The organism is Pseudomonas mandelii, assembly GCF_006438925.1.
GTDB classification, from domain to species: domain Bacteria; phylum Pseudomonadota; class Gammaproteobacteria; order Pseudomonadales; family Pseudomonadaceae; genus Aquipseudomonas; species Aquipseudomonas mandelii_C.
Genome location: NZ_RCZA01000015.1, coordinates 37503 through 51389 on the forward strand (window position 1 = coordinate 37503; position 13887 = coordinate 51389).

General features: G+C 58.3%; 5 protein-coding genes. 1 reads left to right on the forward strand and 4 read right to left on the reverse strand.

The features are described from left to right. Nucleotides 1-244 precede the first annotated feature (244 nt). Nucleotides 245-7147 (forward strand): TcdA/TcdB pore-forming domain-containing protein, encoded by a 6903-nt coding sequence (locus EAH74_RS28385; protein ID WP_240050581.1) that lies wholly within the window; start codon nucleotides 245-247, stop codon nucleotides 7145-7147. 110 nt (nucleotides 7148-7257) lie between these two features. Here the strand turns inward: EAH74_RS28385 and EAH74_RS28390 are convergent, their stop codons facing one another. The 4 genes from EAH74_RS28390 to purH all read right to left on the reverse strand — a co-directional run bounded on the left by EAH74_RS28390 (nucleotide 7258) and on the right by purH (nucleotide 13854). After that, the gene (locus tag EAH74_RS28390; protein ID WP_007937197.1) at nucleotides 7258-7854 is read right to left on the reverse strand and encodes a MarC family protein; all 597 of its coding nucleotides are present in this window, start codon (nucleotides 7852-7854) and stop codon (nucleotides 7258-7260) included. A gap of 64 nt (nucleotides 7855-7918) precedes the next feature. Next, nucleotides 7919-10696, reverse strand: coding sequence for a hybrid sensor histidine kinase/response regulator (locus tag EAH74_RS28395; RefSeq protein WP_140683131.1), 2778 nt, complete (start codon nucleotides 10694-10696; stop codon nucleotides 7919-7921). Nucleotides 10697-10795: 99 nt separating this feature from the next. After that, nucleotides 10796-12091 (reverse strand): phosphoribosylamine--glycine ligase, encoded by a 1296-nt coding sequence (gene purD, locus EAH74_RS28400; protein ID WP_140683134.1) that lies wholly within the window; start codon nucleotides 12089-12091, stop codon nucleotides 10796-10798. A 155-nt stretch (nucleotides 12092-12246) separates the two neighbouring features. Continuing rightward, on the reverse strand, nucleotides 12247-13854 hold the full coding sequence (gene purH, locus EAH74_RS28405; RefSeq protein WP_140683137.1) for a bifunctional phosphoribosylaminoimidazolecarboxamide formyltransferase/IMP cyclohydrolase: 1608 nt from the start codon (nucleotides 13852-13854) through the stop codon (nucleotides 12247-12249). Nucleotides 13855-13887 lie beyond the last annotated feature (33 nt).

Genomic DNA, 13887 nt, shown 5'->3' on the forward strand with positions numbered 1-13887 from the left:
CGTAATCGTCGGTCAGTATTTGCGTGGCCGGCTTACAGAATTTATTTAAGTGTATTGAAGGTAGGGAATCGTTTTGTCTAATAGTCATCTGGATGTGCCGCCTGTAGGTGAGTACGTGAAATTCGTAAACCTTTTTAAAGTTAAAGAACTTGAACAGGCGTTGCTTTCGTACAAAGGAACCGCCGAGTATGATGCCGCCTTCAGGTATTACTCAGGCTGCATCGACTTGCTCGATTCGCCCAGGATGCTGGAGCCGCTGGGCCTGTTGAAACAGGCTTTGGCATCTTTTGTCGCGCCTGTGGGTCGAGCACGACGAACGACTGAATCGCTTCCACCCCAGAGCGCTGCCCCCGGCGTGGCAGACATCTACGAACGGCTCGAAGGTTTCGAGGCTCGTTTGTCGAACGATGCGCAGCAGTTACAAACTCCCAAAACCAACGTTCCTGACAATCTGCATTTTGTCTGGCTCGGCGGTGGTATGGGCGATATCCAGCGCGACTACATCAATATCTGGAAACAGACATTGGCTGGGCAGGGTTACACCCTCAAACTCTGGTACGACAGCGATGCATTGCTGGCTTACGAAACCAACCGGATTATTGTCGAGGCGGCCAAGGCTGACGCCATGCTTAATGGCGGGCAGGCCAGTCGTAACGCTATTGAACTAGGCGACAAGTATGAAGAGCGGGTCATCGCTCTCAAGCAGCAGATGTTTGCGCACATTAATAAAGCGGTAGAGCGCGGTGAGAGCGCCGACAATGCCAGGATCGATCTGTTGGTTCGAGCCTATAGCCAAGATGAAGGACGGTTGAAAGTACTCAGGGAAAAAAACCGCCAGAGTCTTTTGTCGTTGAAAGAGGGCGCTATTGTTCTTCGTGATCTCGCCACCGAGCCGACACCGTTGTACTTGCAGGACATCTACGAGCGAGAAATCAGTTTGCGTGGCAACTTTGCTGCCGCCTCCGATATTGTCCGCGCCGAGGCACTGGTCGCCGACGGTGGTAGTTATGCAGACGTGGATTATCTGCCTGCGCTGTTAGAAAACCTGGGCGGGGTGGATATCAGCCGGTTTGGCTCGGATGCACGCCTGGGTGTTTTGCAGTTGATACTTGACCACAGTCCTGAGTGGATGCCGGGGCGGCAGGTTATACGCAGCAAGTACACAAACTATTTCGAGCAAATTCCCCTGGAACACCGTGAGGCGTTGGAGAATTTTGCCAAGAGCCGTCCTGATATCAGCAGTGTTTTCCGGCGGCCGGTAGAGCGCCAGGTGCGACCGGACGGGCTGCGTGCCGTCGCCGTACAAAGCACGTTGAGTAACGCGTTCCTGATGGCTCATCCCGGGTCAGCGATGCTCAAGGCCGTTCTTGACCGTTTCAGGTTCAACTATGAGGTGGTGGATGCCACTGCCCGGTTAGCCATTGAAAGAAAGGTTGCGCTTACCGACGCTCAGGCAGTCAGTAACATTGCCGAGGAGGTGCTCGAGAAAACATTTGGGCCCTTGCATGAACTGGGGGATGAAGAAATAGCGGTCAGGTTTTTGGCTGAAGCTGCCGCTGCTTACTACAGCGACGGTATCCGTCCACAGAGCGAAGTGACGATTTATTTGACCGGACCTGCTGCGATGCGCGATGGGCTGGCGGATTACGAGAAGAGGCATTTCACCCCACGGGGCGCTGAAGCTTCGAGAGCTGAAGTTGCCATACCTCCCATCGCCACCGTCAACCTGGCGACCGAGGAGGAGCTGGATCACTCCTGGAAGGAGAATGAGAGCGACACGGCTCAATGGCTGGATAGAGAAAAGCAGCGTTGGGAGGCCGGGAAGTTCAAAACCCGCTATGCCGGCGATGTCACACAGCTGCTCAAGTACCAGAGTATTGATTTCGAAGAAGGCTGGCCGGTGATCGAAGGCCATCATGTGTTGATCACCGATCTATTGCAGCAACTGGCCGATGATCTCGGTGAGCCATTTCGCCAGGCGATGAGTCAGCGCCACAACGGCAGCGTGACGTTTGAAAAGCCATTGTCCCTGAGCTTCGATGACCGGCAAGCGATCATCGCTCAGGATGCCAGCATCCGCCCCCCGGCTTCCCTACTGGACGCGGCGACACAAAATCTGTCAGTGGATGAACTGCTGAGCCAAGTCGCCAAAGACCCACTTCTCACCGTAAAGCTGAACCCACTGCAGCGTCTGTTGCTCGGTGGGCTATTGGGCGTCAATGCATTGGATAACCAGCATTTTGACGCGGCCAGTGCAACGCTTGAAAACCTGGCCAATACGATGTCGGAGTTGGGGGTCATCCACCGTTACGGGGCCATTGAACGGGAGATCTTCAAGCAAAGTCGTCCGGCTTTCCTTGCCGGGTTGACGGGCGCTTCCAACCCGTCCGTGGCCTTGTCCGAAACCAGTGTCGAACTCAAGAAACAGGCACTCGAACGCCCACTGACCCTGCTGGAGTGGGGACGTTCGGTCGCCAGAATTCAGCACGTGGCGAAACTCGAGTACCGCGACCGGATCAGCGAACGAATCGGTGAAGTGCTGGAGAGCTTCGAGCACGGCAGCTTCAAAATGGTGCCACAGGACTTGTTGCTCGAAGGCGCGGGCGACCGGGTTGCCGGACGCTGTTACCCATTGGCGCTGGCCATGGCCGCAGCGCTCCATAAAGGCAACAAAGCGGCAAACACTTTGAGAGAACGCTTTTACCTGGCCGTCACCGAGCCTGAGGCCGCGGACTCAAAGGCGTTTGTGAGCATGATTGAGGAATTGCGTGACGCGCCTGTCAATGGCATAGGCACGCCACTGATGCGCTCTGATCTGGCTCAGGTCGTAGCGATACTGGAAGAAAAAACGGCCAGCACGACCGTAATGCTCAATTCGGACAACCACTCGATGCTGGTGGCGAAAATCTTTGAAGGCGAGCGCAGCAATTACCTGCTCTACGACCCGAATTTAGGGATCTTCGAGATTGTTACGTCGTTGGCGTTCAGTGACGCATTGACGCACTATTTCCTGCGCAAAAAAATGGCCATGCATTACGCAGCCTTTGGCGATGCGCAACGGCCGACCTTTGATCTGATCGAGCTCGATGGTGCAAAACTGAACAAGATAGTGCTTGCCTCCGGTATTGAGGTATCAAGCCTGTCCGAGCCAGGCGCTTTGCCTGAACAAATGCTGCCAAAGCTTCGGCAACGTGTGGCCAGTGCACGTGGACAGTCGCTGGTCAACAATGCGGCGCTGGGCAGTTCATTGCTGGAACTGGACGCGCACTGGTGGGGTGGGCAGATCGCGCAGGCGACACGGCAGTTGCAGGAGCAACACGGGCTGGCGTCGGATTCTGTTGCGTTGTTCGAGACACTGGAGATAACCCCGACAGGGGAATACAAAATCAGTCTGGTCAACACCGATGCCGGACAGACCATTGAGCGTGTCACCACCAGCGATCAGCGGTTCCTGAGAATTAAAAACTTCCTCTCCGAAACCTTCCATTCATTGGCCGCTCGCCCGCGTGCGCCGGTCAATCCGCTTGATCCGACGGACGCCGGCAGCGTTCATACGCTCAATGCCGGGTTCACCGTACAAGCCTTGATGAACGTACTGCGTCGTCACGAGAGTGCAGCGAGCGGTGGCGACAAGGCCCTGACCACCGCCATTCGCCTGCATGCCTACGTCAACTATGCCCAACTGGCCCATGGCAACGTAGTGGACGTTATTGGTGTGATCAAACTGGTCCGCCAGGCACTGGACGATGAAAAGCTGATCGCCCGCACCAGCGCACCGTTGGTGCAAAAGGCCTTGGGGCATATCGCCAATGAAGGCGTCGGTACTGTGCTGGGGCTGGTGAATGTCGGGTTTGATATTTATCAGTTAAGCCACGCCACCAATGACGTTGAGAGGGCGCAGTTCGGGACGCAGTTGGCCTTTGATTCCGCGAGTGCGGTGGTAGGCGCAGCCGGTCTGGGTGCGGCCCTGGCTGGCGCGGGTACGGTGGCCGCGGTGCTGGGGGGCGCCGGGGTGATTCTTGGCGGGTTGGCGGTGGGCGTTACGGCGCTGGCCGAAGGTTTTGCGACGATTGCGGAGGAAGCCAAGGAGGTCGCGCTGTTTTTTGATGGGCTTGAAAAGGCGTATTTACAAGGCGGCTATCACCTGGACAAGGCGGCGAATGCCTGGTTTGCGCATCCCTCGCTGGTATTCACTGGCGTGGATTTGCACGCATCCACCGTCCATTTCGACAGCCCGAAACTGTTCCCGCTTCGGGACCATTTCGGGGTCCCGGATTACGATGTGGATTACGACCGCGCCGTCGATATTCGCCAGGGCCTTGGGTTGCCGGACTCGGCGCGTTTCTCTCCACAGGCCGGGCAGACGATCGTGCTGCCTTGCACACCCAGGACCTTTTACGGCTACCAATACAAGTTGCTGCCCTTTGTCACGTTTCGTCATGCCGGCGGGTACGACACGGCACGTCGACTGGAGAAAAAGAACGAACAGGGGCAATGGCAGTTTCTGTTTTCGTTCTATTCGTTTCCCGGTGAGTACGTGGTCAACCGGCTGTACCCGGTCTACCAGCCAACGGTATTCAATGTACGTCTTGATAACGTCCAGCGTTCACTGGCGGTACCTGCGCTGCCGAAGGCGTGGCATGGCCTGGTGTCCTACCGGGTAGAAGGCGCAGGAGCTCAATGTTCCGTGCTGCTCAATCCCGGGGTGAGCCTTGAACTCGCCGCACCCGGTCACATTGCCATGCAATGGGTGTTGCTGACGCCATGGCTGGTGGAGGCAGACATCCGGATTGAGGCCGGGGGGCGCCTTGTCTCGGGGACAGTGGATGTAACGTTCAGTGGCAGTGGTGTTCACCATGTGTTGCTCAAGCTGTCGAATAACAAAATCGTGCGCGTTGATCTTGTTGCCCGCCAGCTTGAAGTGGTCGAAGAAGAGGCCAATCCGGCCCTCGGGGAGCAAGCGTTGCTGGATCACTTCAAGTCATTGGCCCGTGAACATCGCCTGGCCATGCCTTATACCCCGGTTCACAACTTTGTGGTGCCGTTTGAAAAGCCGGACGAACCCAGGACGGTAGCCGCGTATTACGACTCGGCACAGGATCGTTTTCTGTACATCCGCGACCCAAAGGTGCTGATGTCCGATGAAGTGATGTTGGGCGCGGTGGTGGAGGGTTCGGCTTACTTCTATCACCCCGATGATTTCTATGTCTGGCAGGTCGATGCGATCACCGGGACGCTGGTTCAGCGCTATCGGTTGAATGCTAAAGAAGGCCAGGCGATTGTCCGCTGTGAGGCCGTGACCAACGGCGGCATTCAGATTGTGCAACAGCTCACTGGAAAGGACGGCCTGCGCGATGAGCTGACCTATGTGATCCATGACCGGGCCGTGTTGCTCAGCTCGATTACCCGTGGTCAGGATCCTGCACTGCAGGCTGTTTTGGAGGCTGACACGCTGACGGACTGGAAGCAGGTACTGGGCGACTATCACTTGCCGGCAGAGTCCGCCCATAAAGTGAACTGGCGTCCCGGTGCACTGGTTTCGATTTGTTGGCAGATCGATGCCGAGTCGCGGGATATGGTCTGGGTGCGCAGCAGTGATGGGTTGATTATTCGTGCACCTGCCAGGCGTCACCATGCGCGGGGATGGGCAGACTCGATCAAGGCCTTGAATGATCTTGTGCTCATTGCTCCCGCCGGTGTCGAGGGCGAAGTGTTCGTTACTTACGACAAACTTCACCAACGCCTCATGTGTCAGCAAAGGTCGATGGTGGAGGGTCGCGCACAATGGTCGTCCAGCAACATCTCCCCCCCGGGGCTGAAAAATGTTGTCGCCGTTGAGCGGGACTATCTCGTCCTGAGCGACTCTGGTCTGTTCTTTAACATTATGCCGGACGGGAATCTGAGACTCGGCGGGCTGACCGAGCACTGGTTCAAGGATCAAACTCAATGGTGGTCGGCGCTGGCAACGGTTGCGTTGCAATACCCGGTGTCGAGTTTTGCCATCCTGGGTTTGACCGGTTTCAAGGCCGGTTTGTGCGCCTGGTACCTGGGTGGTCGGCTGCTGCTCGCTGAAATGGGGCACGGCAAAGAAGTACGGTTGCTGAGTATTACTCCAGACAATCAGGCCACCTGGCTGTTTGATCTTTCAACCGGCAAGATTGTCCGTCAGGGTTTTATCGATCCAGCCCACTTGAGCACGGCATTTGCCCAGGGAACGAAACTGTTACAGGCGGAGGCATTGCCAGCCCCGACGCAGGAATGGGCGAGCTGGACCTTTAGCGACGTAACGGTGGAAGGCTCTGGCCTGAGGGCAACGACGCTTGAAGGTGTGGAGGTGGATTTACAGTACAACGAACCGGTACGGATTACGGGCGTTGACAGCCATTGGGTCGCTGCACTGGAAGGTGAATTGAGTGAGGGCCTGGCGGCGCTGGTGAACGAACATCGATGCGCCGATTTTCTGTCCTTCAAAGACCCTGACTACCAACAGTGGTACGTAGTCCGGACCGGGCGGTTGATCCGCATTCCGAAGGGCACTATTGCTGCGCAATTCACGCTCGTCGGCACCCAGCATCAAACCAATGTGATGCTGCATGACCGCAGGGATGGTTTTTTGCACACCTATCCGCAAAACAACAGGGTCGGGCCGCTCGACTATGTCCAGCGAAACGCCGAAGTACTGGTGGTCGAGGGAGCGAAAACGCGTACGGACCTGCTCCCGTTGATTGCCGATGATGTCAGCATCCTGGTGCTCAAACTGGGTCAAGGTTCAACGACCTTTCGGCTTACCAGAGCCGCGTGGTTGAAACTTGAATCGGTCATTGTCGATTGCCGCCATTCGCTCGACCACTCGCCCTCGGTTCCGGGAAAACTGATCTGGGATATCGTGGTTGCGGATCAGTTGTGGGCGAGCCGGGTCGATGAGCACTTGGTGATTGTGGATTCGGACAGCGGACACAGCTTGATCTTTCGCGACGTGTTCTCGACCGATGTTGTTTTGCAACGAAACGTATTTCTGGCGATGAGCGGCTATCAGTCCTTTGCGGTGTCAACACTGGTGAGTGCCCTGGCCGGGAGGGGCAGCGCGAGCAGTGTGTTACTCAAAGATATTTTGCCCATCGCAATAGTTGAAAAAACAGAAGGTTGAGTTCTGACAGCCACTGACACATTGAGTCTGTTCGATGTGTCAGTGGCTGTCGGCTCTTTTTCATAAGGACGAGGACAGGCAGCTCGCCACGCTAATGACGAAGGTGGGCGTCACGGAACCAGATAGCCCTTCACCCCGGTAAAGATGATCTGCGCCGCCAATGCGCACACAAACAACCCCATCAACCGACTGACAATTTGCAACCCCTGATCGCCGAGAATGCGTTCAATGCGATTGGACAGATAAAGCACCACGCCGACGGTGAAACTGGCCAGGGCAATACTGAGAATGGCCGTGAGTTTGTCGTCCCAATGAGGCTGACTCACGCCCATCACCAGCAAGGCGCCGATGGTGCCCGGGCCGACCGTCAGGGGAATGGTCAGGGGGACGATGGTCACGTCCTGCTGCACGTTGTCGGTTTGCACCGCCGACTTGCCTTGAGCCATGCCCAGCGCCGAGATGAACAACACACTGCCGGCGCCGATGCGGAACGCGTCCACGGTGATGCCGAAGACACTGAAAATCACTCGCCCGAACAGGTACAGCAAGACGCTGGAGACCAGGGTGGCTGTCGCCACTTTCCAGGCCAGTCGACGTTGTTCCTTGCGCGAATAACCACGGGTCAGACTGATGAAGCAGGACAATACGAAGAACGGGCTGTAGAGCACCAGCATCTTCAGGTAAACGCTGAACAACACGTGGAGCATGGTGCAAGCTCACTGGCGAGGGAAGTCGAGGGGGAGTCTATCAGGCGCTGCGGGGTCTGTCGGCTCAGGACGTTTGAGTCGCTGCCCGGATCTGCTGATCACGCTGGGCCACCCAATGCTCGATCAGGTCGCGCAGCTGCGACAACTCGACCGGTTTGGCCATATGCCCGTCCATGCCGGCCTGGCGCGCGCGCTCTTTGTGTTCGGCGAGAATGTGCGCAGTCAACGCCACCACCGGCGTGCGAATCCGCTGATTACCGACTTCCCAGGCACGCAATTGCTGAGTCGCGGAGAAGCCGTCGAGAATCGGCATTTCGCAGTCCATCAGGACCAGGTCATAACGCTGGGCTTTCATCGCCTGCAAGGCTTCTTCGCCATTGCTGGCGGTGTCCGGTTGCAGGTTGAGCTTGCCTAGCATGCCGCGAATCACCTTGGTCGAGATGCTGTTGTCTTCGGCCACCAGGATGCGGAAATCGCTTGGCACCTTCACCGGTAAGGTCGGGCCGGTGGGCAGGTGCTGCGAGATGGAGAGGCCCTTGTTTCGCTGGTTCAGCTCGTCGGCCAGCGTCGTCTTGAGGGTATAGCCGGCCACCGGTTTGGCGAGGATGCGTTTGATCCCCGAGTTGCGCGCGATGATCTTGCTGGGCGCATTGCTGATGCCGGTGAGCATGATCAGCAGGATGTCGTGGTTCAGGCTCGGGTCTTCCTTGATCTTGGCGGCCAGTTGCATGCCGGTCATGCCGGGCATGTTCTGGTCCAGCAGGACCACGTCGAAGTAATCGCGCAAGTGAGCCTTGGTCCGCAGCAGCGCCAGCGCTTCCTTGCCGGACGCTACGGCACTGACATTCAGGCCCCAGGCGGTGCACTGTTGCACCAGCACTTTGCGACACGTGTCGTTATCGTCCACCACCAATACCCGTGCACCCTGCAGGGGGCCATCAAGGTCAGAAGTCGGGTGTTCGAGGCGGTCAGGGTCCAGCGGCAGGGTCAGCCACAAGGTGCTGCCCTGATTGGCGCCGCTCTTGATCCCGAACTCCCCTTGCATCAAGCGAATCAGCTGACGGGCGATAACCAACCCCAGATTGCCTCCCAAACGGGTGGCCGAGAGGAAGTGCTTGCTGTGCAGTTCGGCGTGCATCAATGCATCGCGTTCTTCGGCGTCCATCGGCTCACCGCTGTCCTGCACGGCAATGCGCAAGCGCGGTTTGACACTGCGCTCATCGAGCGCGACGACGATCAGGATTTCGCCTTCGTCGGTTTTCTTCAGGGCGTTTTCCAGCAGGCTCAGCAGGGTCTGGCGCAGGCGAGTCGGGTCACCGCTGATGACGCGCGGCACTTGCGGCTGGATAAAGCTGATCAGCTCGACGTTCTGCTGTTCGGCCTTGGCGCGGAAGATGCTCAGACAATCTTCGATCAGTGCGTTGAGGTCGAACTGCACATCGTCCAGTTCGATCTGCCCGGATTCGAGCTTGGAGATGTCGAGAATCTCGTTGATCAGTGTCAGCAGTTCGTTGCCGGCACTGTGGATGGTCTGCACATAGTCGCGCTGCTTGACCGAGAGCGGCGTGCCCAGCAGCAGCTCGGTCATGCCCAGCACGCCATTCATCGGGGTGCGGATTTCGTGGCTGATTTTTGCCAGGAATTCGGCCTTGGCGTTGATCTCGGCATTGCTGGCGGCCAGGTCGCGGCTGACGCTGAAACGGTCTTCGGTGATGCTGCGCTGACGTTCGCTCAGCGCAATGCTCATCAACACGCCGCTGATGCAGATCAACCCCAGCAGGGTCATGATCAAGCCCTGCGGTGCGACCAGGGTCAATCCCAGCAGTGCCGGCAACATGATCAGAGTGCCAATGTTGAACACCACCATCGCCGCGACGAACAGGCGCGCCGGGCGATAACCTTTTTGCCAGTGATAGGCGCTGACGAACAACATGCTCAGGCCTGCCAGCGCGACCAGGGCATAGGTCATGATGTTCAGCGGCAGCGTGTTGACGAACAACAGCAGCAAGCTGCAGACCACGATGAACAGAATGTCCCCCATCAGTAGCTTGTTCAGTGGGTGCGGGCCGAGTGGGGCGAAGAAGCGATAGGCGAACATCAGGCCGCACGGCGCCGTCAGCAGCAAGGCGAAGTAGGCGCCGGGTGTTTGCACCGCATGCCAGTTCGGCAGCCAGGGCCCTGCCAGATTCAGCAACAGCAACAGGCTGAGCATCAACAATGCTTCACATCCGGCCAGCCAGAAACTGCTGCGTGAGCGGGTATAGGCGTAGCGGACGAGGCTGTAAAGGATCAACATCCCGAGGCAACCGAACAACAGTCCGTAGATCAGCGTCTGATTCTGATTGGCCGCGGTCATGACCGCTGACTGCAGGGTGATGTAAGGCCTCAGCTGATGGTCGGAGACCAGTCGCAGGTAAACATCGAGAGGTTTTTCGTTTTGCGGCAGCGGCAACATGAAGTCGCTGTTGGGCAGCGGCCGTTCAGCCTGGGGCTGGCCGGTGCCGGTGTTCTGTTGCTCGATCAGCGTGTCGCCGTCCAGCACATACAGATTGAGGTGCGACAGATCGGGCGCGAATACCCGCAGCAACTGTTCATGCTTGCCGGGAGCGAGTCTGAAGCGCAGCCATAACGCACCATCGGGTTCGGCGGCGGTGAGGCGGTCGAGTTCAATGGGGCTGAATTGATTGGTGTAGCGAGCGGAACGGATGTCGCTGAGCTGCAGGTCACCCTGTTCGTCGAGCAATACCGCCCAGCCACTGCCTTGCGCGGCCTGGGCCGGGAGCATGCAGAGCAAGGTCAGCAGAGTGACGGTGAAACCTATGGCAATCCTGAGCCAGCGCACGGCGAAATCCCTTCGTAGGTTGATGCCAGAATATAACTATGCGCGGCGCCGGAATAGTCCGGCAAGGGCCCGAAGCCCTTGCCTGGCCGAATGGCGTTCTTATTCCTGATTTTCGCCACGCTCGCGGGCAATGGCACGGTAGCCAATGTCCTTGCGATAGAAACAGCCTTCCCAGTCAATTTTGGCCGCTAGCTTGTAAGCCTGCTGCTGAGCGGCATCGACGCTGGCACCCATTGCCGTGGCGCAGAGTACCCGACCGCCGGCCGTCACCACTTGACCGTCCTTGAGTGCAGTGCCAGCGTGGAAGACTTTGCCTTCCAGTGCTGCAGCTGCATCGAGACCGTTGATGGCAACGCCTTTGGCGTAGTCACCTGGATAGCCGCCAGCCGCCAGCACGATGCCGACGCTCGGACGCGGATCCCATTGTGCTTCGACCTTGTCCAGGGCTTGCGCCAGGGCCGCTTCGACCAGCAACACCAGGCTCGACTGCAAACGCAGCATCACCGGTTGGGTCTCAGGGTCGCCGAAACGGCAGTTGAATTCGATGACTTTTGGGTTACCAGCTTTGTCGATCATCAGGCCGGCATATAGGAAACCCGTGTAAACGTTGCCTTCATCGGCCATGCCGCGCACGGTCGGCCAGATCACCAGGTCCATGACGCGCTTGTGCACGTCAGCGGTCACGACCGGGGCAGGGGAGTAGGCACCCATGCCGCCAGTGTTCGGACCGGTGTCGCCGTCGCCGACGCGTTTGTGATCCTGGCTGGTGGCCATCGGCAATACGTTCTTGCCGTCGACCATGACGATGAAGCTGGCTTCTTCGCCGTCCAGGAACTCTTCGATCACTACGCGCGAGCCTGCGTCGCCGAATGCGTTGCCCGCGAGCATGTCGCGTACGGCGTCTTCGGCTTCGGTCAGCGTCATGGCAACGATCACGCCTTTACCGGCGGCCAGGCCATCGGCCTTGATCACGATCGGTGCGCCTTTTTCACGCAGATAAGCCAGGGCAGGCTCGATCTCGGTGAAGTTCTGGTAGTCGGCGGTCGGGATCTTGTGGCGCGCTAGGAAATCCTTGGTGAAGGCTTTCGAACCTTCCAGCTGAGCAGCGCCAGCGGTCGGACCGAAGCAGTCCAGGCCACGGGAGCGGAACAGATCGACGACACCAGCGACCAGCGGCACTTCCGGGCCGACGATGGTCAGGGAAACATTCTTCTCGGCGAAGTCTGCCAGCTGTTCGAGTGCCAGCACGTCGATAGCGACGTTCTCGCACTTGGCTTCAATGGCGGTGCCGGCGTTGCCCGGAGCCACGAAAACTTTCTGCACACGCGGATCCTGAGCCACTTTCCAGGCCAGGGCGTGTTCACGGCCACCGCTGCCAATGATCAAAACATTCATTTCAAAAACCTCGGATGACGCTAATTCTGTGGAGCACCGCAGAGATGCTTTTCTGTGGGAGCGAGCCTGCTCGCGAAAGCGGTGTGTCAGTCAACATCTACGTCACTGGCAAATTGCATTCGCGAGCAGGCTCGCTCCCACAGTTAATCGTCGTATCAGTGACGGAAGTGGCGCATGCCAGTAAAGACCATCGCGATGCCAGCCTCGTCGGCTGCAGCAATCACTTCGTTATCACGCATCGAGCCGCCTGGCTGGATCACCGCAGTGATACCGACCTTGGCCGCGTTGTCGATGCCGTCGCGGAACGGGAAGAACGCATCGGATGCCATGACCGCACCCTGCACTTGCAAACCAGCGTGTTCAGCCTTGATCGCAGCAATACGGGCAGAGTTCACGCGGCTCATCTGGCCAGCGCCGACACCGATGGTCTGACGGTTCTTGGCGTAGACGATAGCGTTGGACTTAACGTATTTGGCGACTTTCCAGGCGAAGATCAGGTCGTGGATCTCTTGCTCGGTCGGGGCACGTTTGGTCACGACTTTCAGGTCGTCGGCACCGATCATGCCGATGTCGCGGCTCTGCACCAGCAGGCCACCGTTGACGCGTTTGTAGTCCCACGCAGCGGCGCGATCAGCCGACCACTCGCCGCAGGCCAGCAGGCGCACGTTGGCTTTGGCCGCCACGATGGCGCGAGCTTCTTCGCTGACGGACGGGGCGATGATCACTTCGACGAACTGACGCTCGACGATGGCCTTGGCGGTTTCAGCATCCAGCTCGCGGTTGAAGGCGATGATGCCGCCGAACGCCGACTCGGTGTCGGTGGCGTAGGCCAGTTCGTAAGCCTGGCGGATACCGCCTTCGGCATCCGGGCTCACGGCTACGCCGCACGGGTTGGCGTGCTTGACGATCACGCAGGCCGGTTTGACGAAGCTCTTCACACATTCCAGCGCGGCGTCGGTGTCGGCCACGTTGTTGTACGACAGCTCTTTGCCTTGCAGTTGGGTGGCGGTGGCGATACCGACTTCGGCCGGTTTGGCTTCAACGTAGAACGCCGCGCTCTGGTGCGGGTTCTCGCCGTAGCGCATTTCCTGAGCCTTGACGAACTGGCTGTTGAAAGTGCGCGGGAACTCGCTGCGACCGGAGGTCGAGAGGGTGTCAGCCGCCTGGTTCACGGTGCCCATGTAGTTGGCGATCATGCCGTCATAGGCGGCAGTGTGTTCGAAGGCCTTGAGCATCAGGTCGAAACGCTGAGCGTAAGTCAGGCCGCCGGCCTTGAGGCTTTCAAGGACGCTGGCGTAGTCGCTGGCATTCACCACGATGGCCACGTCTTTGTGGTTTTTTGCCGCCGAGCGGACCATGGTCGGGCCGCCGATATCGATGTTCTCGATCGCGGTCGGCAGGTCGCAGCCTGGTTTGTTGATGGTAGCTTCGAACGGGTACAGGTTGACCGCTACCAGGTCGATCGGCTTGATGCCGTGCTCGTTCATGATGGCGTCGTCGATACCGCGACGACCGAGGATCCCGCCGTGGATTTTCGGATGCAGGGTTTTTACCCGGCCGTCCATCATTTCTGCGAAACCGGTGTAATCCGCGACTTCCACTGCGGCAACACCGTTGTCGCGCAGCAGCTTGAACGTTCCGCCGGTGGAGAGGATCTCGACGCCCAGGGCTTCGAGCTCTTTGGCGAATTCGAGGATCCCGGTCTTGTCGGAAACGCTGATCAAGGCGCGGCGGATCGGCAGGCGGGTAGTCTGGTCGGTCATTTCAATTTCCATCAAAAGCAAAGGAGTCAGCAA